A 23,921-nucleotide genomic window follows, 5' to 3' on the forward strand; every position below is an offset into this window, starting at 1 on the left:
TCTATGGAAGGATGGGCGGATGCAGCCGTAACGGTTACAGGCAGCTACGGGAGCCGCCCCGCGTCACGGTCTGAGCGTGAACCCGCAAACGAAGTAGGCCTTCTGCGTGGAGGGGTTGGCGACAACCCCTGCGAAGAGAGGAATGGAGAAGCTGCCCGTCACAGGGATGTCCTTGGTGGCACGCAGCGACACGTTGGTCACTGCAAAACCGCCGGCCTTGGCATAGTAAGAGGTGGCGTAAGGCACTGCGCCCACCGTGGCTGTCCAGTCGAGTGAGGCGAGCTGGAAGGGGACGGCGGCTTCCACATATGAGCTGTAGGCGCGGTCGCCGCTCTTGTTCAGACCGTCGTTTCCGGCAAAATTAGTGTACCAGTTGAGCGCCACGGGACCGAAGTCATAACCGATATTGCCCTCAAAGACATGGCTTGTAGAGTGGGCGTCATAATGGAAATACTTGTCGTTGGGCCTATTAAACCAGTAGTCGGTCACACCGGCATGGAACCCGCCTTTCGTATAAGCCAGTTTGAGATCAAACTCTTTGGTGTCATCCTTGTCAGAGAGTCCCACCGATCCCCAGGCTGTCAGGGACAGCCCTTTGTAAGCTACGCCGAGGGTAGGCTGCACCGACACGTCACCCTTATCCTGACCGCGCCAGATGTATTGATTGACGAAGTCAGCCGCCACTTTTCCTTCAACATTGTCCTGAGCGCTTGCTGTGGTTGCTGCAAGGCATGCCACAAGCAAGACCAATCCTTTTACCTTTTTCATGTTCTTCTATTTTAAATAACGTTCTACAGTGTTTTGAATCGCTCCATGGCCTCCTCAACATCCTCGCGGTTGCCAAAGCTTGTAAGCCGGAAGTAGCCTTCGCCCGATGGTCCGAAGCCCACGCCGGGCGTGCAGACAAGCCCGCATCCGTAGAGCAGGGTGTCGAAGAACTTCCACGAATCCATTCCGCCCGGCGTCTTCACCCATAAGTAGGGCGCATTCTCCCCGCCGTAGACGGCATAGCCTGCCTTACTGAGTGTCTCGCGCATGATACGCGCATTCTCCATGTAGTAGGCAATGGTCTGGCGCGTCTGGCGGTGCCCTTCCTCGCTGTAAGTAGCCTCGGCGGCCCGCTGCGAGATGTAAGAGGTGCCGTTGAACTTCGTTGACTGGCGCCGTTCCCACAGCGCGTTGAGCTGCACATCCTTGTCGTCGATGGTCTTGGCCATGACTTCTTTCGGGATAACCGTGTAGCCACAGCGCACGCCTGTGAAGCCCGCGGTCTTGGAATACGAGTGGAACTCGATGGCACACTTGCGCGCACCTTTTATCTCATAGATGGAATGGGGTATCTCGGGGTCCTGAATGTAGGCCTGATAAGCGGCGTCATACATGATGACGGCCTCGTTGCGCAGGGCAAAGTTCACCCATTTGCGGAGCTCGTCCTTGGTGAGCACGGTGCCCGTGGGATTGTTGGGATAGCAGAGGTAAATCATGTCGACACGGTGGTCGGGCAGCTCGGGCGTGAAATTGTTCTCTGCGGTGCAGGGCAGATAAGTGATATCCGTCCACTTGCCGTCCTCAAACTTGCCCGCTCGGCCTATCATAGCGTTTGAGTCCACATAGACGGGATAGACGGGATCAGTCAGTGCCACGCTGTTGTCCCAGCGTAATAGCTCCTGGATGTTTGCGGTATCGCTCTTGGCTCCGTCATTGACAAAGATCTCGTCCTTGTCGAGATGGATGCCTCTTGTGAGGAAGTCTCCCTTCATGATGGCTTCGCGCAGGAAGTCGTATCCGTGCTCCGGGCCATAGCCCCTAAAGGTCTCCTTGACAGCCATCTCGTCGGCAGCCTTGTGCATGGCCTCCACCACGGCAGGGGCCAGAGGACGGGTAACGTCGCCGATACCTAAGCTGATGACCCGCTGTTTGGGGTGAGACACTTTGTATGCCGTGACGCGTTTCGCGATGTCGGCAAATAGATAACTGCCCGGCAGACGCAGATAATATTCGTTTACTAATGCCATGATTCTATTCCTTTTTCTTGGTCGTCATCCGTTTATAGTTCCTTTTCCCCATCGAAAACAAACGCTGCGGGTCCGGTCATTCTGACGTGGTTGTCGTCTCCCCACTCTATGTGCAGGGTGCCTCCGTCCATTACAATGTCGCTCTGTCGGGCGGCCCTGCCCGTCTTTGCCGCTGCCACTGCCGTGGCGCAGGCCCCTGTCCCGCAGGCCATTGTAATGCCGGAGCCGCGCTCCCACACACGCGTACGGAGCGTGGCGGCTGACGAGGACCGTGCCTCAGGCTGCGCGAACTCGATGTTGCAACGCTCGGGGAAAGCCTTGTCAAACTCCAACACCCTGCCTTCCTTTGCCACATCCACCTTGCTGATGTCGTCGACGAAGATGACATAGTGTGGATTGCCCATCGAGACAAAGACGCCTTCCGTTCCCACTGGCATGGTTCCGTTAGGCGCCGTCTCCGGCGCCGTATATTGTTCAGGCACATCAAACCGCGGCTCCCCCATGTCCACGGTGACGCTCTCCACCTTACCGCCGGCGATGTGCAGCTTGAGGATCTTGACACCCGACAGTGTCTCCAGGCGCACGGTGTCGCCATGGAAGAGCCCGCGCTCATAGACGTACTTGCCGATACAGCGGCTGGCGTTGCCGCACATCATGGCTTCGGAGCCGTCGGCATTGAAGATGCGCATGGAGAAGTCGGCCACTGCCTCGTCTGAGGGTGCACCGATGAGCACCAGCCCGTCTGAACCAATACCGAAATGGCGGTCACTCCATTTGATGGCCGTCGCCTCCGGATCGGGAACACTATATAATAATGTATTGACATAGACGTAATCGTTTCCAGCCCCCTGCATCTTGGTGAAAGGCACCTTGCCCGATTCCGTTGCCAGTCTTTCTTTCATTGACATTTTGTTAAGCTCCATTTCTTTTGAATGAACGCCTTGTGTTGTTCACGGTGCAAAGATACAACAAAATGACAGTACCATGAAAACTTTTCGGTAAAAATTATCCTACTATTTAATAATAAATATCAAACTGTAAGCTTCGTTGCCTTACTTGCTTGCAATTTGACAATATCATAGCTTTCGTTATTCCCAGCTTGCCACACGAAAGAATTATTTTCCAACACAATGTGCTGTTTATTTTCCTTTTGTTGACATAATGATTGATTTTAGCTCTATATGAGGTAGAAACCATCTACACCGTAATCGCATCGCCTCTACGCCGTAATGGCAATGCCTCTACACTGTAATGGCAATGCCTCTACACTGTAATGGCAATGCCTCTACGCCGTAATGGCGTTGCCATTACGGCGTAGAGGGAGCAGGGCCGCGTCAATGCCCGCCGTGCATGATGTTACGGGGATGATGGAGCAGCACCTCCTGACGCAGCGACTCGTCGTCGAGATGGGTGTAGATCTCTGTCGTGCCGATATTGGCATGGCCTAAGAGCACCTGGATGACACGCAGGTCGGCGCCTCCCTTGAGCAACGCCGTGGCGAAGGAATGGCGCAGCGTGTGGGGCGAGATCGTCTTTTTGATGCCCGCCGCCGCGGCCTGCCGCTTCACCATGATGAGAATCATGACGCGCGTCAGGTGATGGCCATGGCGGTTGAGGAAGACGTAGTCCTCCTCCCCCGGCTTGATGTTCATCTCGTCGCGGTCGATGAACCACAGCCGCAGCTCTTCGATGGCGCGGTCGGAGATGGGCACCAGCCGCTCCTTGTCGCCCTTGCCGGTGACCCTGATGAAATGCTCGTCGAGGTTCAGATCAGAGAGTCTCAGGTTGGTCAGCTCTGAGACACGCAGGCCGCACGAGAACAGCATCTCGATGATGGCGCGGTTGCGCTGGCCCTCCTTCACGGTGAGGTCGATGCTGTCTTCTATCTGGTCCACCTCTTCTGTCGTAAGGTAGGTGGGCAGGTGCTTGGGCAGGACGGGCGACTCTAACAGCTCTGTGGGGTCCACCTCAAGATAGCCGTCGAGGGTCAGGAAGCGGTAGAACGACCGCACGCCGAAGAGGATGCGCGACTGCGAACGCGCCCCGATGCCGAACTCATGCAATGAGCCGGCAAACTGCTCCAGGTCTTCCAGCTTCACCTCCAAGGGTGACAAGCCGCGGCCTCGGAGAAAGCGCATCAGATAGCCCAAGTCGTGCTGATAAGCCTCTATCGTATTGACAGAATAGTTGCGGTCGAGCTTCAGATAGCGCAGGAAACGGCGCACGAGATCCGCTTCCGGCGACAAATTATTTTGGTTTTTGCTTTGCAATGTGCGGTCTTATCCTTAATTTTGTGGTCAAAGTTAGCCAATTATCGGCAAAAACGACTCATAATTCCAGAAAAAGACGATGAGAAAAATCCAGATTATCAATGGGCCGAACCTCAATCTCTTAGGCGTACGCGAGCCCGGCATCTACGGCGACAGCTCTTTTGAGAGCTACCTGCCGAAGCTCCGTGCGCGCTTCCCCGACGTGGAGATCAACTATTACCAGAGCAACATCGAGGGCGAGCTCATCGACAAGATGCAGCAGACGGGCTTCACCGCCGACGGCATCGTGCTCAATGCCGGCGCTTATACCCATACGAGCATTGCCCTGCTTGACTGCATCCGCTCCCTGCGCTGTCCCGTGGTAGAGGTGCACATCAGCAACGTTCACCAACGCGAGGAGTACCGCCACCACTCCATGATCTCGGCGGGTTGCAAGGGCGTCATCTGCGGGTTCGGCCTGCAGGGCTATGAACTGGCCATTCGCGGGCTCCTCTGCCATGATTGAACCCGAAGCCATCGCCGACTATGCCGCGGCCCACTCCGACGCCGAGGACGACTATCTGCACCGTCTGTGGCGCGCCGCCAATATCCACACCGTTCACGGCCACATGGCCTCGGGCCATCTGCAAGGGCGCCTACTGAAGATGCTCGTGATGATGCAGCGGCCCCGCTACATCTTAGAGGTGGGCACCTTTGCCGGCTATTCCGCCATCTGCATGGCCCAGGGGCTGCCCCAGAAGGGGAATGGGAAAGTGTTTACCTTCGAGATCAACGACGAGATGGAGGACTTCACGCGGCAATGGATCAATGGCTCCGACGTGGCCGGCCTCATCGACTTCCGCATCGGCAACGCCGTCACCGAAGCCCCAAAGCTCGGCATCATGTTCGACATGATGTTTCTTGACGGCGACAAGCGCACCTATGCCGAGACCTACGACGCGCTCTTACCCCTCCTCAACCCCGGCGGCATCATCCTGGCCGACAACACCCTCTGGGACGGACATGTCGTCGACCCGAAATACGACTGCGACAGCCAAACTATGGGCATCCGACGATTCAACGACCGCATCGCGGACGACGACCGAGTGGAGAAAGTCATCGTGCCCATCAGGGACGGACTTACAATAATTAGAAAAAAAACGACCTAATCGTTTGTCATTTCAAATAAATGGCTTAACTTTGCAATGCAGATATTGCAAAAAGTACAAATTAAAACGAATACAACTATGAAAAAGTATGTTTGCACAGTGTGCGGATGGATCTACGACCCCGCCAAAGGTGATCCCGATAACGGCATTCAGCCCGGCACAGCATTTGAAGATCTTCCGGAAGACTGGACTTGCCCAGAGTGTGGTGTAGGTAAGGAAGACTTTGAACCGGAGGATTAAGCCGTGAAAAAACTGACAGACAAAGTATCCTGGGTCGGGAAAGTAGACTGGGAGCTCAAGCACTTCCACGGCGACGAGCTCTCCACCCACTTCGGGTCGAGCTACAACGCCTATCTCATCCAGGATGAGAAAACGGTGCTCATCGATACCGTGTGGGGACCTTACGACCATGAGTTTGTGGCCCATCTTGAAGAAGCCGTCGATCTCAACAAGATTGACTACATCGTGATGAACCACAACGAAAACGACCATTCCGGCGCACTGCCCGCCCTGATGAAGCGCATCCCCGACACGCCCATCTACTGCACGAAGAAAGGCGAGGACGTGCTCCGCGGACTCTACCATGAGGACTGGAACTTCGTCAACGTCAAGCAGGGCGACACACTCTCCATCGGTGAGAACACCCTGCACTTCATTGAGGCGCCGATGTGCCACTGGCCTGACACCATGATGACCTACGCCGACAAGGAGCAGATACTCTTCTCCAACGACGTCTTCGGCCAGCACTACGCCACAGAAAGCCTCTACGACGACACCGTCAACCAGAGAGACCTCTTCCGAGAAGCCGAGAAGTACTACGCCAACATCCTCAATCTCTACAACCCCAACGTCAAGCGAAAGGTCGATGAGCTGTTGGCCGCCAACCTCCCCTTGAAGATGATCGCCACCTCGCACGGCGTCATCTGGACCCATCACATCCCTGAGATTCTGGAGTGCTACCGGAAATGGGACGCCAACTACCAGGAAGACCAGGTCACGATCATCTACGACACCATGTGGCAATCCACACGCCGCATGGCCGAAGCAGTGGCCGACGGCATCCGCGAGGCGCACCCCGAGACCCGTGTCGTACTGATGAACGCCACGAAAGACGACAAGAACGACATCATTCTTGAGACTTTCCGCTCCCGCGAAATCCTATTGGGCAGTCCGACCGTCAACTTAGGCATGACCTATGCCATTTCGGGCATTCTGGAAATGATCCACGGCATGCGGTTCAAAGGCAAGAAAGCCGCCGTCTTCTCCAGCTTCGGATGGGGTGGAGGCGCAGAGAAGCGCATGCAGCAACGCCTTGAAGAAGCCGGCTTCGAGATTGTGGCCGAGCCGCTGAAGGTGAAGTGGGCCCCCGACAGCGACGCCGAGAAGCGGTGCCGAGAATGGGGAAAGGCTCTGCCGTAGAGCTTTCACCATAAGATTACAAGAGCGATATCCGCAAAGCATCCGACGGGTATCGCTCTTATTGTAAACCACGCGTATTGAAATGAGACACATGAAACAACTCCTCCTCTCACTGTCCGTCTGCCTCGTCATGCTTCTATGCGCCCTGCCGCTGTGCGCTGACATAGTAAAAGGCCGTGTAGTAGACGGCACCGACGGGCACCCGCTGACCGATGCCAGCGTCGTTTTCAAGCAAAACACGGCATGGAGTATGAGCATAAGCACGGTCACTACCGACAGCCTCGGCGTCTTCAACTTCTCCAGTTATATGACTGGCATGACAACGTTTGAGGCCAGCTACATCGGCTACAAGACCCATCGCAAGGCCCTCTACCTCTACGACCAGTCACAGAGCACGGACACTGTCGACCTCGGCGACATCCGCCTGCAGCCCACCTCCGTGATGCTCGAGGCCGTGAAAGTCACCGGACATCTGCCGCGAATCACCATGAGCGGCGACACCATTGTGTTTCATCCCGAAGCCTTCAAGTTACAGGACAACGCGCGGCTCTTAGAGCTCCTGACCAAACTGCCAGGTGTCAGGCAGGGCGACGACGGCCGCTTTTACTGGAACAACAAGCCCATCCGGCTCCTGGTAGACGGCAAGGACATCTTCGGCGGCAGCGCCATCATCTCCCAACTCCCTGCGGAGGTAGCCAAAAAGCTTAAGCTTTACGACCGCAAGAGTAAGCTCGCGCGGCACACCGGCAATGAGGACGGGAAGGAAGACATGGTGCTTGACGTAGAGGCAAAGCCGGGATTCCTCGACAAATGGTACGGAAACATCGAGGCTGTCTATGGCGACGGCAACCACTACAACGGCGAGATGAGAGTCTACAAGCTCTCCGATAAGAACCCGCTCATGGTCTTCGGCAACATGAACAACATGAACGAGCAGCATGAGATCGGACAGGATTCCTACAGCCAAAACTCCATCGACCTGCAGGGAAAGCAGCAGTATGTCTCCACCGCATGGCAGCACAACGGCAAGACCAAGGGCGCAGGCGATAACAATTACATCTCCATCAATCCCGATTTCGGACATCGAGACGGATGGGGCACGACTTACGGCAACTCCCAACGCTTCCTGCCGGGAGAGCAACAGACCTTTACCATCACACAAAACGACAACCGGAGCCACAGCATCACGCCGGGACTCCGCATCAATACGCAGCTCTACACCGACTCTGTGAACTTCATCAACCTCAACGCAGAGACCAAATACACCAAGGAACAGCAATGGACAGAGTACCGCATGGCACGCTTCTCCGAGTCTCCCTCCACCTTCGGCGACTTCCCCATGGACGCTGCTTTCGACGCCGCCAAAGGCTCGGACATCTACCGGCACATGCTGCTGCGCAACCGTAACAACAGTGCAGCCACCTCGGAAAGCACGCACAGCAATGTCGACTTCACGCTCAACCACTTCCTGCCACGACAAAAAGGTGAGATGAGTATCGAGGCCAACATTGTCTACAACACCAACAACACACGCCAGCACACCGACAGACAGTTCGATTATCTGACGGAAGGTACCACCGACGCGCTCCACCAGTACAGCCGTAACCCCAAGAGTGATCTGTACAGCTCGCTGTCGGCAACGCTGAAATACTATCTCTCCAAGGCCGTTCTGCTCAACATCACGGCAAAGACCGGCTACGATTTCAGCCGCGACGACAACGATTTCTATGCGGACCGGCTGTCCAATGCGCCAACCGACTATACTCCTACGGCTCTCGACAACGCCAACACGCAGCGCTCACGCCTGCACACCTGGCACGGCTCTCTCACCTTAGCGCCGGTCATCAACTTCAGAAAACGCGTCCACCTCACGCCGTCAGTGGAATGGGCCTACAGCCACGACCGGCTCAACTTCCGCCGCGGAGACCTCGACACCCTTGCCGTGAGAAACACCCATCTGCTCAATCCCTCGCTCTTCTTCCTGTGGAAAATCAACCGTGCGCAAGGCCTCGACATCAAGGCTGGCTATACGGCTGACAAGCCCGAAATGCTGCAGACGGTCGACTTTGAGAACACGACCGACCCGCTCAACGTGGTCCGAGGCAACACCCATCTGCGCACTTACGGCAACCTCTACAGCAAGCTCAACTTCAGTCAAGTATTGGCACCGCTGCAAGCCGTGACCAGTCTCTTGCTGGAATACAACCACTACGTGCGCCCGATATCAACGCTCTACACCTACGATGCAGCATCCGGACGCTACACCTCAACACGCGTCAACGTGCGTGGCGGCAACCGTTTCGCCGCATCGCTGAACGTTGACAAGAGCTTCGGACCTTCCTTCCGGCTCGTCAATATCGGTACGCTGACGTGGCAGAAACGCTATGCATGGCTCATAAAGACCGACGACAACGACAGCCCCGCGCTCAACGGAGAGCGTGACTTCAGCTACGAAGACCAGTTCACATTCTCCTTTGAGACCGGGCCCTTCAATGCCAGTACCTATGCTTATCTGACTACCTACGACTACCGCTACGATCTCACGCCGGCTTTCAACAACCGTCCACTGAGCCTGATCTACGGTCTGCGACTACGACTCAATCAGAAACGCTGGATCGCCACCACAGAGGTCACGGACAGCTATCACCACGGCTACCTCTCCGCAGACATCAATCGCCACCGCGTCATCTGGAACGGAGAGATCGGAGTGAAGCTCTTCCACAACCAGGCCGCACTCTCATTGCGCGCCCAGGACATACTCCGCAACTTCAACTGCACCAATGCCACTATCAGCGCCTATGAGCGGTCAGAGACCTGGAGCACACAATTCTATCACTTCATCGGCATCAGATTCTACTACGATCTTGAGCCGAAGAAGCGAAAATGAGGCATGAAACAAGCGATTCCTCCGCTTCGTCCACATGGTTTCAACGACGTCTGTCCCGGCAACGCCAGCCGCCAAAGCCGGAAGACATGGAAAGGAGCGAGGTAGCTGTACCATGTCTCCCGATAGATCCAACACCGAAAAAAGGCAGGATGCGGACCGTAGTCCACATCCTGCCTTGATGGTTTTCAGCCGCCCGCCCGACAGCGGGCAAACGGCATGATTAAGTTGTCTTCCTTTTGTCGCAGCCTTATGCCTTGCCCTGGTTAGCCACAGCGGCAGCCTTGGCGGCAATGGCGGCAGCGTCACCAAGGTAGTAGTCCTTGACAAGGTTGAGGTTGTCGTCGAACTCAAACACGTACGGCGTAGCCGTCGGAATGTTCAGGCCCGAGATGTCCTTGTCGGAGATGCCCTTGAGGTGCTTCACGATGCCGCGGAGAGAGTTGCCGTGAGCAGCCACGATGATGTTGTCCACCTCTTTGAGTTTCGGGAAGATCTCGCACTCCCAAAACGGCATAACACGGGCGATGCAGTCCTTCAGGCTCTCGGTCACAGGCAGATACTGTGCGGGCACCTTAGCGTAGCGGAGATCGGCGAGTGCTGAACCCGTGCCGTCAGCAGCAAGGTCATGCGGCGCCACATCGTAGCTGCGGCGCCAGAGCAGCACCTGCTCGTCGCCGTACTTCTGCGCGGTTTCCTTCTTGTTCAGGCCCTGGAGAGCGCCATAGTGCTTCTCGTTGAGGCGCCAGGTCTTCACGACGGGGATCCAGTCCTCATCCATCGTGTCGAGCACATTGTTCAGTGTCTTCACGGCACGCTTCAGATAAGACGTGTAGGCAATGTCGAAATGGAAGCCCTTCTCTTTCAGGAGCTTGCCGGCATCGAGTGCCTCCTGCTTGCCCTTCTCGGTGAGGTCTACATTGGTCCAACCTGTGAAACGGTTCTCAAGATTCCACTGGCTCTCGCCGTGGCGGATTAAAACGATTCTCTTCATCTTATATGAATAATGATTAACTTAATGCGCGGCCGATGGTAAATGATTCGCGATCATTGCTCCGACAAATACCATCAATAACAGTATTTCCCGCCATTCCCTGTTCATGCCGCAAAGATACAAAAATGTTTTCACATCCAACTTTCTCAGCCGATATTTTTAGATGTATTTAATAGGGTGACACCTGTCGGCTTCATCACATCGTCCTGTTCAAGGACGGACGACGCTCTACCGCAATCTCTTAGGTTGTCACTTCACACGGAGAAGGCGCACGATGTGCTCAAGCCTACTATGAAGATGAGCCTTCTCACTCGTGGTGGTACTTCTCGCCCTTAAGAATGGTACAGGCGCGATAGAGCTGTTCGGCCAGGATAAGCCTCACCATCTGGTGGGAGAAGGTCATGTGCGAGAGTGACACCATCTCGTCGGCCCGCCGGTAGACAGCCTCGGAGAAGCCGTAAGGGCCTCCTATCACCAACACGAGGTTGCGGCCGGAGGCCTGCCGCTTGCCGAGCCACCGCGCGAAGTCAAGGCCCCGCCGTTCCTCGCCGTGCTCATCAAGCAGCACAAGGCTGTCCTGCGCCGTCACTTGGTTTAATATGAGCTGTCCCTCGCGCTCTTTCTGTTGGTCTTCAGAAAGGGTGCGGGTGTTTTTAATGTCAGGAATCACCTTGACGGCGAACGGCATATAGTGAGCGATGCGGGCGGCATAGTCGTCGATGGCGGTCTGGTAGAGCTTGCCATCGGTCTTGCCCATCAAAATCAGTGTTGTTTTCATGCTGCAAAGTTACGAAATAATTCCCATTTCGTCTCCCTTTTGCTCCTCTCGCCCTTACGGCGTTATCGCAATGCCTTTACGCCGTCATTGAGGCTATTCCATAAAAAAAAGATGAGATTACTTTGGCTCATATCTGATTTTTGCCTATTTTTGCAAACTGAAATAGAATGTGACAAATCTCATGATGTCCAATAGCCTCAAAGGCTTCTCCGCCGGCATCCTGGCCGCGGTTTTCTACGGTACCAATCCCTTGGGTACGCTGCCGCTCTATGCCGACGGCATTTCCTCGGGGTCGGTGCTTTTCTATCGCTACGCCCTCTCCGTCATTTTCTTTGCCGCATGGCTTCTTGCACGCGGCGAGTCGCTACGCATCCGATGGGGCCATGCCATCCGGTTGGCCGTTCTGGGCGTGATGTTCTCCATGTCATCGCTTACGCTCTACGAGAGCTTCCACTACATGAACGCAGGCGTAGCCTCCACCATTCTCTTCTCCTACCCTATTATGACAGCGCTCATCATGGTGATGTTCTACCACGAGCGTGTCAACTGGCGCACCACCGCCGCCATTGTGCTGGCCGTCTCCGGCATCGCGCTGCTCTACCGCGGCGGTGGAGAGGGCGGCTCAAAGCTCTCGGCTACCGGCATCCTGCTTGTGCTCTTCTCCTCCCTGCTCTATGCCATGTACATTGTCTACGTGCGGCAGTTCTGCATCACCGGCATGTCAGCGGAGAAGTCCACCGCATGGATCGTCTTCTTCGGATGGCTGGGCATCACCGCCTTCATGCTGTTCAAGGGCGAGCCTCTGCAGCTCCTTCGCGGCACCCAGTGGCTCTGGGGTGCACAGTTAGCATTACTGCCCACGGTGATGAGTCTCTTCCTCATCAATGTCGCCATCAAGTGCATCGGCTCCACGCCCACGGCAATCATGGGCGCCATTGAACCGCTCACCGCCGTGGCTATCTCCTGCACGCTCTTCGGTGAACCGTTTACCCTGCGGCTCTCCGCAGGCATCGTGCTCATCCTCTCGGCTGTCATCCTCATCATCCTGCGGAAGCAGACAGCATAAGACTTTTATGAAGATAAAAACCAACCATGATATAATACGAAGATGGTATATCATTACGATTTCCTCATCATCGGCGGCGGCGTAGCTGGTATGAGCTTTGCCCTCAAAGTAGCCAATGCCCACAAAGGCTCCGTCGCCATCATCTGCAAGACCACTCTCGACGAGGCCAACACCGCCAAGGCACAGGGCGGCATCGCCTCGGTTACCAATCTCGCCGTGGACGACTTCGACAAGCACATCCACGACACCATGGTGGCCGGCGACTGGCTCTCCGATCCCAAGGCCGTGGAGCACGTGGTGCGCAACGCTCCCGACGCCATCCGCGACCTGGTGAAGTGGGGTGTCAACTTTGATAAGAAGACCGATGGCTCCTTTGACCTGCACCGTGAGGGCGGTCACTCTGAGTTCCGCATCCTGCACCACCAGGACGACACTGGCTTTGAGATCCAGCGTGGACTCATGGCCGCTGTGCGCAGCCATCCCGACATCACCGTGCTGGAGAACCATTTCGCCGTGGAGATCATCACCCAGCACCACCTCGGGCAGGAGGTGACACGCCGCACGCCCGACATCGAGTGCTTCGGCGCCTATGTCATCAATCCCGACACGCAGCGCGTGGACACCTATCTCTCGCGCGTCACCCTTATGGCCACCGGCGGCACGGGAGCCGTCTACGCCACCACCTCCAACCCCGTCATCGCCACGGGAGACGGCATTGCCATGGCCTACCGCGCCAAGGCAACGGTGAAGGACATGGAGTTCGTGCAGTTCCATCCCACCGTGCTCTTCAACCCCGCAGAGACCCATCCCGCCTTCCTCATTACCGAAGCCATGCGCGGCTACGGAGCCATCCTCAAGCTGCCCGAGGGCACCGAGTTCATGCAGAAATACGACCCGCGTCTCTCGCTTGCGCCACGCGACATCGTAGCGCGTGCCATCGACCGTGAGATGAAAATACACGGTCTCGACCACGTCTGCCTTGACGTGACGATGAAAGACCCTGACGAGACCCGACGTCACTTCCCCCACATCTACGAGAAATGCCTGAGCATCGGCATCGACATCACAAAACAGATGATTCCCGTATGCCCCTCGGCCCACTATATGTGCGGCGGCATCAAGGCCAACCTCCACGGCGAGAGCTCCATCCACAAGCTCTACGCCGTGGGCGAGTGCTCATGCACCGGACTGCATGGCGGCAACCGGCTCGCATCCAACTCTCTCGTCGAGGCTGTGGTCTATGCCAAGAGTGCCGCGGAGCACGCCATCGCAAGCATCGACAACTACCATTTCCAGGAGAATATACCGGAATGGAACGACTTTGGCACACTCACCAACGAGGAGAAAGTGCTCATCACGCAGGACGAACGCGAGGTGGGACAGGTGATGTCTACCTATGTAGGCATCGTGCGCTCCAACCTCCGGCTCAAGCGTGCGTGGAAGCGTCTTGACATGCTCTACGAGGAGACCGAGGATCTCTTCCGCCGTGTCAAGCCCACACGTGATATATGCGAGCTGCGTAACATGATCAACGTGGGCTATCTCATCACGCGCCAGGCCATAGAGCGGCACGAGAGCCGCGGACTGCACTACAATGTGGACTACCCGAGAGAAGCTGAGGCTCAAACAAAATAATGTCCATCGTCGGAAGAGAACGCTGCTCCCAACGAATCACCGTATTCTTCAAATAATGCCCTATGGCAACATTCGATGAATCAGATAAATTCGTTGGGAAAGCCAAAATCTATTGGAATAAAGGACAAAGACATTGTGAGGAACAAACGAAAAGAGCAATGAATAAAATGACTTTAGAAGAGAAAATAAAAGAAATAAGGGAGAAAGCCGCCTCGCGCCACGCCCTCATCCTGGCTCACTACTACACCCGTCCGGAGATCCAGGAAGTGGCCGACTTCATCGGCGACTCACTGGCTCTGGCCCGTAAGGCTGCGGAGACCGACGCCCCCGTGCTCGTGATGTGCGGCGTACACTTCATGGCCGAGACCTGCAAGCTGCTCTCACCGGAGAAGACAGTGCTGGAGCCCGACCCTGCCGCCGGCTGCTCACTGGCCGACAGCTGCCGCGCCGAGGACCTCAAGGCTTTCAAGGAGGCCCATCCTGGCTATAAGGTCATCAGCTATGTCAATACCACGGCGGCCGTGAAGGCTCTCTCCGACTGCTGTGTCACATCGGGCAATGCCGTGAAGGTCATCAACAGCCTGCCAAAGGACGAGAAACTCATCTTCGGCCCTGACTACAATCTCGGCAACTACATCAACGCCATCTCCGGCCGTGAAATGCTGCTGTGGCAGGGCGGCTGCCACGTCCATGAGAAGTTCTCCGTTCAAGCTATCCTCAAGCTGAAACGACAATATCCCGATGCCCTTGTCATGGCACACTTAGAGTGCAAGGCTCCCGTGCTCGCCCTGGCCGACGTGAAGGGCTCCACCGCTGCCATGCTCACCTACGCCCAGTCCCATCCCGGGCAGAAACAGTTCATCGTGGCCACGGAGGCCGGTATCCTCTTCGAGATGCGCCGCCGCTGTCCCGACCAGACCTTTATCCCCGTGCCACCCGAGGTCACCGAAGGCGAGAACCTGACCCCTACCGAGAGCGGGCAGGGCCTTACAACAGGCGGGAGCGGGCAAGGCTCTGCCGCAGGACACACCGGCGACAAGGACGCCGCCGCACAAGACCTGCGTATCGTCACCGGCATGCCCACTGCCTGCGCCTGTAACGAGTGCGAGTTCATGAAGCTCAACACCTTAGAGAAGATCGCCGCCTGTCTGGATACTCTCCAGCCACAGGTCACGATCCCCGAAGATATCGCCCGCGAGGCCGTGAAGCCCATCGAGAAGATGCTCAGCCTGTCATAGCCCCGCCTCTACGCCGTAATCGCATCGCCTCTACGCCGTAATCGTATCGCCTCTACGCCGTAATCGCACTGCCTCTACACCGTAATCGCATCGCCGCCCTTGGCTCCCTTGCATTCGGTGCCCTGCCCAGCGGGTTCGGTGCCCTGCCGTCCTCGGCAGCGCTGTCATCCATCATCCGTCATTCAAAACATTCCGAAATATGAACCACAAGCAAACAGAACAAGAACTCACCGACTGCCTCATCGACCTCGCTTTTGCCGAGGACATCGGCGACGGCGACCACACCACCCTCTGCTGCATCCCCGCCGACGCCATGGGCGAGAGCGAACTGATGATCAAGGAGGAGGGCATCTTTGCCGGCGAGCGTGCCGCCAAGGAGGTCTTCCACCGCTTCGACCCTGCCCTCAAGGTCACCATGCACCGCCACGACGGCGACCACGTGCGCCCTGGCGACATTGTGCTCTCCGTCAGCGGACACGAACAGAGCCTCCTCACCACCGAGCGCCTCATGCTCAACATCTGCCAACGCATGAGCGGCATCGCCACCATGGCCCACCGATATCAGCAGGCGCTCATCGACGCCGGTACGAAGACACGCGTCCTCGACACCCGTAAGACCACCCCCGGCATGCGCATGCTTGAAAAAGAAGCCGTGCGCATCGGAGGCGGAATGAACCATCGTATCGGACTCTTCGACATGATCCTCCTTAAGGATAACCACATCGACTTCTGCGGTGGCGTGCACAACGCCATCGCCCGCGCGCGACAGTACTGCAAGGACAAAGGCCTCAAGCTCAGGATAGAGTGTGAGGTGCGCGACTTCACTGAACTCGAGAAAGCCATCGCCGACTGTCCCGACCGCATCATGTTCGACAACTTCACGCCCGAGGATACCGCCAAAGCCGTGGCCCTCGTCCACGCAGCCCGGCACGCCGACGGCACACCCGCACACATCGAGACAGAGTCGTCGGGCGGCATCACCTTCGACACCATGATACCCTATGCCAAGGCGGGAGTCGACTTCATCTCCTTCGGCGCGCTCACCCACAGCGTCAAGGCTCTCGACATGAGCCTCAAGGCAAAGGGATCGTCAAAGCTCACCGTCTGACACGATGCCACGAACCGTCCTGTCTCCCGATAACTGCGCATGCCAGCCGGCATGCGTGGAGCTCGGGAAATACGACAGGATATTTATGCGTATGAAGTCAGAAAAAATGTATCATGACAGTTGACGAGAAATTCCTTTTAGCGCAAGTCGCGTCCGGTGACGACAGGGCTTTCCAAACTCTTTTCAACCGTTATAACTCCGATCACTATGATCTGGGCCTTCGCTCCTGGTTCGGCAGAATCAATTACAACTATGACAACAAGTATCTCTTCGAAGCCAACATCCGCCGCGACGGAAGCTCACGCTTTGCCGATGGCCATAAATGGGGTACCTTCCCCTCCTTCTCGGCCGGATGGGTAATGACAGAAGAGCCGTTCATGAAAGGCACACGGCGTGTGCTCGACATGTTGAAGCTACGTGCTTCATGGGGGAAACTCGGCAATCAGAACATCAATTCCTACTACATGAGCGATGTGCTCAACACCGGATATAACTATTCTTTTGGCGGTACATTGTCGTCAGGAGTTGCTGTCAAAACAACAGTGACCCAAGCATTCCTTATGCCAAATGGCAGTTCGCGACAGAGAAGAAGGAGACACGTAAGTTCGATGACACCAAAGGATGGCTTTGGGCCATTCCCCTAACTGAGATACAGAACAACCCGAACCTCAAGCAGAATCCGGGATACTGATCTTCCCGATAAAAAAACACGCTTATACTTTCCGCTTTCAATTTTTTCCTTTACCTTTGCGAAAGATAGGCAGTTATGTCCGACAACCTTTAAACACAACGGCTATGAAGAACGAGAACAACAAGAAATACATCCGCTTCGACTGGGCAATGAAACGGATGCTTCGCGACAAGGCTAACTTCGCGGTGCTCGAGGGCTTCCTCACCACGCTCCTGGGCCACCCCATCAAGATCCAAAAGCTCCTGGAGAGCGAGAGCAACCAGGACGACGCCGACGACAAACAGAACCGCGTTGACCTCCTGGCTGAGGATGAAGCGGGGCAGCTCTACCTCATTGAGGTGCAGAACGAGACCGAGGTGGCCTATTTCCAGCGCATGCTCTTCGGTGCCTCGAAACTGGTCACCGAGTACATCAACCGCGGCGACAACTATGACCGCGTGCGCAAGGTCTACAGCATCAATATTGTCTACTTCAACCTCGGAGGCGGCACCGACATCGTCTACCACGGCAAGACCGAGTTCCGAGGCATCCACAACGGCGAGTTGCTGCCGCTGTCACCTTTCCAGAAGCAGAAGTTCAAGGTGGATACCGTAAGCGACCTCTATCCGGAATACTACATCCTGAAAGTTAACGACTTCAACCGTTGGAGCAAGGTGCCGTTGGAGCAGTGGATCTACTTCCTCAACACCTCTGAGATCCCCCACGACGCCACGGCCCCCGGTCTGGGAGAGGCGCGCCATCGCCTGGAGATTGACCAGATGTCGCCCGCTGAGCGGGAGTCTTACTACCGTCATCTCGACAATGTCGCTGTCCTCAAGGACAACATCTCCACAGCGCGTGGAGAAGGAAAGATGGAAGGACGTGCGGAAGGTCGCGTGGAAGGACGTGCGGAAGGTCGCGTGGAAGGACGTGCGGAAGGACGCGTGGAGGGACGTGCGGAGGCCGCGGCGGAAATCGCACGGAAGATGAAGGAGGCAGGTATTCCGGCCAAACAGATAGCGACACTAACCGGACTTGACGTCAACACCTTATGAGCTCTTCCGATAAGCGGAAGATGAAGGTCACGGCATTACAGCGTAAAGGCAATGCGTCTACATCGTAGAGGCATTGCCTTTACACCGTTAACGCATTGCCTTTACGCCGTTGACGCATTGCCATACACCAGGGGATCATCTCATGTCCAAATACTGGTTGAGCAGGCGGATGGAGAGGTCCTCGGGACGCACGAGGAGGGTCTCCATGCCATACTGTCGGAGCATGGAGGCGATGAGCTGCTTGTCGGCCATAGCCTGCTGGGCCATGACCTGCTGAAAACAGGCCTCTTCCGTGGTGGGGCGCTGACGGGCGAACTGCTCGATCTCGTTGTCGCGGAAAAGGATGACGAGCACCCTGTGACGGCGGGTCAACTGTTGCAGATATGGCAGCTGGCGGCGCAGGGCTTGCGGTGTGGGGAAATTGGAGAACAGCACCAACAGGCTCCGGTGCTGTACGCGCTGTCCAAGAGTGGCGACAAGCGACGAGAAGTCACTCTCCGCAAAGGCCGTCCGCTCCCGGTAGAGCTGTTCGAGGATGGCCTGCATCTGCCCCTCACGCCGCTCGGCCGGCAGGAACGTGCTGACCCGCGCGTCGAAGGTGACGATGCCCGGCCTGTCTTCACGGTGCAGCGACACAAACGACAGCACGAGAGAGGCATTGATGGCATAGTCGAGATAGGTCATACCACGCGAGGTCTGCTGCATCATACGGCCCTTGTCGATGACACAATAGACGCGCTGCGAACGCTCCTCATTATAGACATTCACCATGAGACGGCCGCGGCGGGCAGTGGCTTTCCAGTTGATGGCGCGGTATTCGTCGCCCTTGACATAATCCTTAATCTGTTCAAACTCCGTGTTATTGCCCGGCCGCCGCAATCGCTTGATGCCCATCTCGTTGAGCCGTTGCGAGAAGGCTAAGAGCTCATATTGCCGCAGCAGGAGAAACGAGGGGTAGACGGCCACCGTCTTTTCCTCACCCAAAGTGAAGCGCCGTTCCAGCAAGCGCAAGGCGACGGAGACAAAGACGCACATTCGGCCGAAGTGGCAGACGCCGCGCCGCACCGGTCGCAACAGATAGTGCAGGGCACGGCCCGTCTGCGGTTTCAGGCGGACGCTGAAGGTGAGGTCGCGACGCTGGAACTCCACCGGCGCCTCGTCGATGACCGACAGACTCACGGGCAAACGGTAATGGCTGTGCACACGCACCACCACCTCATTGTCATCACCGTTGGAGAAACGGTCGGCACAACAGCGCGTGCCGCTCACCGAGCCCGTGCGCCACAGCACCACGGCCTCAACAGCCAGCTCCAGCACTAAGAGCACAAGCAACACCTGACCCATCCACAAGAACGGGAGCCACGCCCAGCCGAGAATCATAATGACGGCGATGACGGCGGCAAGACAATAGAAACGCTGTCGAAGAAACATCGGACTTACTTCGGTACCTCAATCTGTTCCAGCACACGCTGCACGACCTTTTCGGGCGTGAAGCCTTCCATCTCCGCCTCAGCGGTGAGCATGAGGCGGTGGGCCAGTACGGCAGGCGCCACGCTCTTCACATCGTCGGGGGTGACAAAGTCGCGGCCCCGCAACAAGGCAAAGGCCTGGGCTGACCGCAGCAGCGCCACGGTGGCGCGCGGAGAGGCACCGAGGAAGAGCGACTTTGTCTGACGGGTGAACTGCACAATGCTGACCATATAGCGCAACATGGACTCGTCGACCACCATCTGCCGCAATAGGGCACGCGCGGCAAGCAGCTCGTCCTTGGTCATCATGGGGCTCACATCGTCAAGCCGTGTAAACGCCACATGCTGTTGATGGCGCTTGAGCAGCTCCAGCTCCTCGTCGGACGAGGGATAGCCCATCGTGATCTTCATCAGGAAACGGTCAAGCTGTGCCTCGGGCAGACGGTAGGTACCCTCCTGCTCCACGGGGTTCTGCGTGGCCACGATAGTATAGAGCGGCCCCATGGCGTGGGTCTCGCCGTCGATGTCGGCCTTGCGCTCCTCCATGACCTCAAAGAGGGCGGCCTGCGTCTTGGCCGGCGCGCGGTTGATCTCATCGGCAAGGATGATATCGCCAAAGGCAGGACCTTCATGAAAGTCGAAGCTTGACGTCTTGGCATTAAACACTGTAGTGCCGAGCACATCACTCGGCATGAGGTCGGGCGTAAACTGGATGCGACTGAAACGGGCATCGATGAGGCGGGCCGTGAGACGCGCCAGCAAGGTCTTGGCCACGCCAGGCACGCCCTCGATGAGCACGTGGCCATCGGCCAGGATGCAGGTGAGCAGCAGGTCGATGGCCTCGTCCTGGCCTACGATTACCTCACGGATGGCTGTGCGCAGCCGCTCTGTGCGCTCGGAGAAAAGGGATAAGTCGATTCTTTGGGATTCCATATTTTGTGGTATTTATGGTTCAATATAGCGATGGTCTTCACCCGCCCACACGGATGTGTTAAATAAAGCCTATTTGAAGAAACCCTTCTTTACGGCCTCCATGATGTTGGCAGGCGGACGGTGACCGTCAAGCTCGTTCTTCATAAAGTCCATATAAGGAGCCACATGCGTAAGAAACCTGTGATAGCCGGCGCAGAGATAATTCAGACCCGGCTCACCATAGTGGTCACGCAGGAAGCGATTCTTCGGACATTCGCCATGACATGCAAACTTAAACTTGCACTCACGACATTGGCGGGGCAGAGCGCGGTGCTTCAGCTCACTGAACTTACGCTGCTTGTCACCATAGAGCATTTCTATGAGTGTGTTCTGGCGGATATTGCCCAGTTTATACTCGGGAAAGACAAAATGGTCGCAGGAATAGACATCTCCATTGTACTCCATCACGCCGGCATGACCACACTCACGGCCATAGACACAGATGCCAGGGTCAGTACCGCACCAGTTGGCAAGGAAGCAATCGAAGGTCTCAACAAAGAATTCCCCGACGTCCTTCCTCACCCACTCATCAAAGATGGCGATAAGGAAGTCACCCCACTGCTCCGGCGTCACGGAGAAGTCGGCCAAAGGAGAGTCCTCAGCGTCGTTGAGATCGGCTAAATGGCGGCCATCCTCACGGCGCACGATACGCTCGACGATAGGAGAGAGCTGCAGGTATTTGCAGCCCATTTCCTTAAAGAAGTTGTAGAACTCGAGGGGATAGTCAGCATTGTAGTCATTGACCACTGCCATTGCATTCCATTCCACGCCATGCTTCTTGAGCAGTTTGATGCCTTTCATCACCTGCATCCATGACGGTCTATGGGATGCCGAACGGCGATACTCGTCATGGAAGTCCTGCGGTCCGTCGATGGAGATGCCTACAAGCCAATGGTTTTCAGCAAGAAACTCGCACCACTCGTCTGTGAGCAGCGTGCCATTGGTCTGTATGGCATTCTCGATATGGCGGCCTGCGGCATATTGTTTCTGATATTCCAGCGCCTTCTTGTAAAAAGAGAGCGGGCGCATAAGGGGCTCGCCCCCATGCCATGTAAACAGGACTTGCGGCATCGTCTGCGCCTGGATGTACTCACGTGTAAACAGTTCGAGCAGTTCATCGCTCATGGTACGGCGGCCCTGAGCATCGTAGAGGAACTGCTTCTCCAGATAATAGCAGTATTTGCAGCGTAAGTTACAGGTCGCACTGCCTGGCTTCACCATCACATAGAGAGGGCGCGCAAAGGGATTAGCTGTTGTCGGCATGGCATTAATATTCGTCAACTTTCAGATTTCAAAATTATTCGTATCTCACATTCTCCGCAGCATGTCGTCCATCTGGCTGATGGCCCGGCGCATAGTGTCAACGGAAAGGTTGTTCTCATTGGCCACGAGATAGCGCAGGTGCTTGATGCGGCGTGCCACGTCCTCATAAGACAGGGCAGTGCGCTCGGCGAGGACCGTGAAGAGATGGTCGTCATGGTCGAGAGCCTCGACATCCACACCGGCCGTTCGGCGCAGGGCATTGGCAAAGAGCGCCCATTTACGGCGTACGAGAGCCGTGCGGTCATGGCGCAGGTAGAACAGCGTGCCGACGAGCTGCGTGAACTCCAGGGTATGGTTCACCGGCGACGCCGTCACAGGAATGACGCGCTGGCGGCGGCGAGCCGTGAAGACAAAGAAGAGCAGCAGCACCGCCACCGAGAGGTACAACGCCCAACGCAGCGGTGTAAACTGCAACAGCACGCGCAGGGGCGTCTGGCTCAGGGCCTGCTTCTCGTCCGTCGTTTCCTGCTGTGTCAGTCGTACCACCTTACGGCCGGCCACGCCGCTCATCAGGCGGAAGAGCAGGGCGGAGTGATCGCCTACCACTGTGCCGTAGTTGGAGAAGAGCAGAGGCATGGAGACCAGGGTGAGTCGGCCGCGACCCATGCGGCGCGTGGCAGCAAGCACAGTATGTTTTTTCTGCGTATTGGTAGCCGGATGGCCTGCCAATACTTCCCAGCGCACGCTGTCAACGATGGAGACCTGGCTGCCCGTCATGGCATAGAGCACGCGGTAACGATGCGCAGGATAGCCGTTGGCACCTTTATGCCACGTAGCGATCTCCTGAATCGATGCTCCTGTGCTGAGATAGCGCTGGGCATCCTGCAGAGAAAAGGAGTCATAGCCCCGCATGGTCGCCCCGAAGGCTTTTGCGACGGCGGCGGTGTCGGCTCCCGATGCGTCCAGACTGTTAGCCACAAGCATGACGTGCTGACCACGGGCCGTAAGCCGCTTAATGGCATCGATATCGAGGCTGTCGAGCGGCGGATAAGTATTGGTGAGGCGCAGGATGTTGCAGGTTGAGTCTTTGCTCAGCGCCATCTGCGTTAAGGTAGTCCTGCGCGCCTCGTAGCCCTTGGGCAGAGCCTGGCGCATGACACTGTCCATGACCCAACAGCCAAAAGGATTGCGGTCGACGGGCGAGAAGGTCACACCCCACTCAAACTTACGGGGCATCTGGAGCTGCAACGCAAAGACAAGCAGCGTCACGGTGACAATGCCGATGATGAATTTCCGGTTGACCATCATGCCTCGCCTCCTTTCCCTAAGACCTGCTGCGCAAGGCGTGCCATCTCGTCAGCCATGGCCTCGTCGGCGACGAAGCCGCCATAGCGCACCCGCAGGAAGTGGCGCGTCATTACGCGGAAAGGCTCCGTGGTCACCTCACGGGTATACTGTGTGGGCGTCTTCGACGGTCGCCAGTCGATGCGGCCGTCGTCGGCCAGTGCCCGCAGCGTCTGCAGATAGCGCAGACGCACCACACACCGCCAGTCGCGTGCGGCAAGGGCTTCGCCGATGGACGCCTCGAAGTCCACACCATAGATATTGTCCTCATTGGCCGGCTCATTGGTGGAAACAGTGACATCCTTATAAAACAAGGCCGAGCGGCGGTGGATGAAAATACCAATGATGACCAACAACACTACAACAGCAAGGGCAATCCAGACACCCACAGGGATGTTGGAAAGTCCAAAGAGATCGTCTCTGTGGTGGCGGAGATACGCACCTAAATGCTTCCCAAGCCAGTCCCACACGCTGAAGTCGCTTTCATACAGCTCACGCGTGTAGTCGTAGTCGGCATCCATACGGAAAGTATGGAGCGCGGTGGTGTCGGGTCTGAGGGTATCAGCAACTATCGACATGGAAAAGAATGGGAA

Annotated in this window: 22 protein-coding genes; 11 read left to right on the forward strand and 11 right to left on the reverse strand. The window is 56.6% G+C overall.

What is annotated here, in order from left to right:
* Positions 1–63: 63 nt before the first annotated feature.
* The 4 genes from PREMU_RS10900 to xerA all read right to left on the reverse strand — a co-directional run bounded on the left by PREMU_RS10900 (position 64) and on the right by xerA (position 4,261).
* On the reverse strand, positions 64–768 hold the full coding sequence (locus tag PREMU_RS10900) for a hypothetical protein (RefSeq protein ID WP_007575319.1): 705 nt from the start codon (positions 766–768) through the stop codon (positions 64–66).
* 23 nt (positions 769–791) lie between these two features.
* A complete protein-coding gene (locus tag PREMU_RS10905; RefSeq protein WP_007575322.1) occupies positions 792–2,015 on the reverse strand; it encodes an LL-diaminopimelate aminotransferase in 1,224 nt (407 codons plus the stop codon).
* Between the two features lie 32 nt (positions 2,016–2,047).
* Positions 2,048–2,923, reverse strand: a complete 876-nt coding sequence (gene dapF, locus PREMU_RS10910) for a diaminopimelate epimerase (protein WP_007575324.1) — start codon at positions 2,921–2,923, stop codon at positions 2,048–2,050.
* A 426-nt stretch (positions 2,924–3,349) separates the two neighbouring features.
* The gene (gene xerA, locus PREMU_RS10915; protein WP_040558330.1) at positions 3,350–4,261 is read right to left on the reverse strand and encodes a site-specific tyrosine recombinase/integron integrase; all 912 of its coding nucleotides are present in this window, start codon (positions 4,259–4,261) and stop codon (positions 3,350–3,352) included.
* A gap of 103 nt (positions 4,262–4,364) precedes the next feature.
* On the opposite strand from xerA, the gene aroQ reads away from it, so the two are divergent.
* The 5 genes from aroQ (at position 4,365) to PREMU_RS10940 (ending at position 9,739) form a co-directional block, all read left to right on the forward strand.
* The gene (gene aroQ / locus PREMU_RS10920) at positions 4,365–4,790 is read left to right on the forward strand and encodes a type II 3-dehydroquinate dehydratase (protein ID WP_007575328.1); all 426 of its coding nucleotides are present in this window, start codon (positions 4,365–4,367) and stop codon (positions 4,788–4,790) included.
* Complete coding sequence (locus PREMU_RS10925; RefSeq protein WP_007575330.1) at positions 4,753–5,433, forward strand: O-methyltransferase; 681 nt, start codon at positions 4,753–4,755, stop codon at positions 5,431–5,433. The genes aroQ and PREMU_RS10925 overlap by 38 nt, the downstream gene beginning before the upstream one ends.
* Before the next feature lie 78 nt (positions 5,434–5,511).
* On the forward strand, positions 5,512–5,673 hold the full coding sequence (gene rd / locus PREMU_RS10930) for a rubredoxin (RefSeq protein ID WP_083819270.1): 162 nt from the start codon (positions 5,512–5,514) through the stop codon (positions 5,671–5,673).
* 3 nt (positions 5,674–5,676) lie between these two features.
* Positions 5,677–6,852 carry an oxygen-binding di-iron domain-containing protein gene (locus PREMU_RS10935; RefSeq protein ID WP_007575334.1) on the forward strand — a complete coding sequence of 392 codons (1,176 nt, stop codon included), beginning with the start codon at positions 5,677–5,679 and terminating at the stop codon, positions 6,850–6,852.
* Between the two features lie 91 nt (positions 6,853–6,943).
* Positions 6,944–9,739, forward strand: coding sequence for a carboxypeptidase regulatory-like domain-containing protein (locus PREMU_RS10940; RefSeq protein WP_040558332.1), 2,796 nt, complete (start codon positions 6,944–6,946; stop codon positions 9,737–9,739).
* A 247-nt stretch (positions 9,740–9,986) separates the two neighbouring features.
* On the opposite strand, the gene gpmA is transcribed toward PREMU_RS10940, so the two are convergent.
* Positions 9,987–10,730, reverse strand: coding sequence for a 2,3-diphosphoglycerate-dependent phosphoglycerate mutase (gene gpmA, locus PREMU_RS10945; RefSeq protein ID WP_007575339.1), 744 nt, complete (start codon positions 10,728–10,730; stop codon positions 9,987–9,989).
* A 307-nt stretch (positions 10,731–11,037) separates the two neighbouring features.
* Positions 11,038–11,508, reverse strand: a complete 471-nt coding sequence (gene rlmH / locus PREMU_RS10950) for a 23S rRNA (pseudouridine(1915)-N(3))-methyltransferase RlmH (protein WP_007575341.1) — start codon at positions 11,506–11,508, stop codon at positions 11,038–11,040.
* 181 nt (positions 11,509–11,689) lie between these two features.
* Here rlmH and PREMU_RS10955 point away from each other — a divergent pair, with 181 nt between their 5' ends.
* The 6 genes from PREMU_RS10955 to PREMU_RS10980 all read left to right on the forward strand — a co-directional run bounded on the left by PREMU_RS10955 (position 11,690) and on the right by PREMU_RS10980 (position 18,280).
* Positions 11,690–12,574 (forward strand): DMT family transporter, encoded by an 885-nt coding sequence (locus PREMU_RS10955; RefSeq protein ID WP_306420864.1) that lies wholly within the window; start codon positions 11,690–11,692, stop codon positions 12,572–12,574.
* 42 nt (positions 12,575–12,616) lie between these two features.
* Positions 12,617–14,209 carry an L-aspartate oxidase gene (gene nadB / locus PREMU_RS10960; RefSeq protein ID WP_007575343.1) on the forward strand — a complete coding sequence of 531 codons (1,593 nt, stop codon included), beginning with the start codon at positions 12,617–12,619 and terminating at the stop codon, positions 14,207–14,209.
* Between the two features lie 158 nt (positions 14,210–14,367).
* Positions 14,368–15,447, forward strand: coding sequence for a quinolinate synthase NadA (gene nadA / locus PREMU_RS10965; RefSeq protein WP_050796423.1), 1,080 nt, complete (start codon positions 14,368–14,370; stop codon positions 15,445–15,447).
* Positions 15,448–15,646: 199 nt separating this feature from the next.
* The gene (gene nadC / locus PREMU_RS10970; RefSeq protein ID WP_007575345.1) at positions 15,647–16,555 is read left to right on the forward strand and encodes a carboxylating nicotinate-nucleotide diphosphorylase; all 909 of its coding nucleotides are present in this window, start codon (positions 15,647–15,649) and stop codon (positions 16,553–16,555) included.
* Between the two features lie 553 nt (positions 16,556–17,108).
* Positions 17,109–17,246, forward strand: a complete 138-nt coding sequence (locus PREMU_RS16015; RefSeq protein WP_419185127.1) for a RagB/SusD family nutrient uptake outer membrane protein — start codon at positions 17,109–17,111, stop codon at positions 17,244–17,246.
* A 104-nt stretch (positions 17,247–17,350) separates the two neighbouring features.
* On the forward strand, positions 17,351–18,280 hold the full coding sequence (locus PREMU_RS10980; RefSeq protein WP_007575346.1) for an Rpn family recombination-promoting nuclease/putative transposase: 930 nt from the start codon (positions 17,351–17,353) through the stop codon (positions 18,278–18,280).
* A gap of 135 nt (positions 18,281–18,415) precedes the next feature.
* Here PREMU_RS10980 and PREMU_RS10985 read toward each other — a convergent pair whose 3' ends face one another.
* From PREMU_RS10985 to PREMU_RS11005, 5 genes are read right to left on the reverse strand one after another with little or no spacing between them, the layout of a single operon-like run.
* Positions 18,416–19,711, reverse strand: a complete 1,296-nt coding sequence (locus PREMU_RS10985) for a DUF58 domain-containing protein (protein WP_007575347.1) — start codon at positions 19,709–19,711, stop codon at positions 18,416–18,418.
* A gap of 5 nt (positions 19,712–19,716) precedes the next feature.
* The gene (locus tag PREMU_RS10990) at positions 19,717–20,694 is read right to left on the reverse strand and encodes an AAA family ATPase (RefSeq protein ID WP_040558336.1); all 978 of its coding nucleotides are present in this window, start codon (positions 20,692–20,694) and stop codon (positions 19,717–19,719) included.
* A 57-nt stretch (positions 20,695–20,751) separates the two neighbouring features.
* Positions 20,752–21,984, reverse strand: coding sequence for an anaerobic sulfatase-maturation protein (locus PREMU_RS10995; RefSeq protein ID WP_007575349.1), 1,233 nt, complete (start codon positions 21,982–21,984; stop codon positions 20,752–20,754).
* Positions 21,985–22,029: 45 nt separating this feature from the next.
* On the reverse strand, positions 22,030–23,292 hold the full coding sequence (locus PREMU_RS11000; protein WP_007575350.1) for a DUF4350 domain-containing protein: 1,263 nt from the start codon (positions 23,290–23,292) through the stop codon (positions 22,030–22,032).
* Positions 23,289–23,906, reverse strand: coding sequence for a DUF4129 domain-containing protein (locus PREMU_RS11005; protein WP_007575351.1), 618 nt, complete (start codon positions 23,904–23,906; stop codon positions 23,289–23,291). The genes PREMU_RS11000 and PREMU_RS11005 overlap by 4 nt, the downstream gene beginning before the upstream one ends.
* Positions 23,907–23,921 lie beyond the last annotated feature (15 nt).

The organism is Hallella multisaccharivorax DSM 17128 (assembly GCF_000218235.1).
GTDB lineage: Bacteria > Bacteroidota > Bacteroidia > Bacteroidales > Bacteroidaceae > Prevotella > Prevotella multisaccharivorax.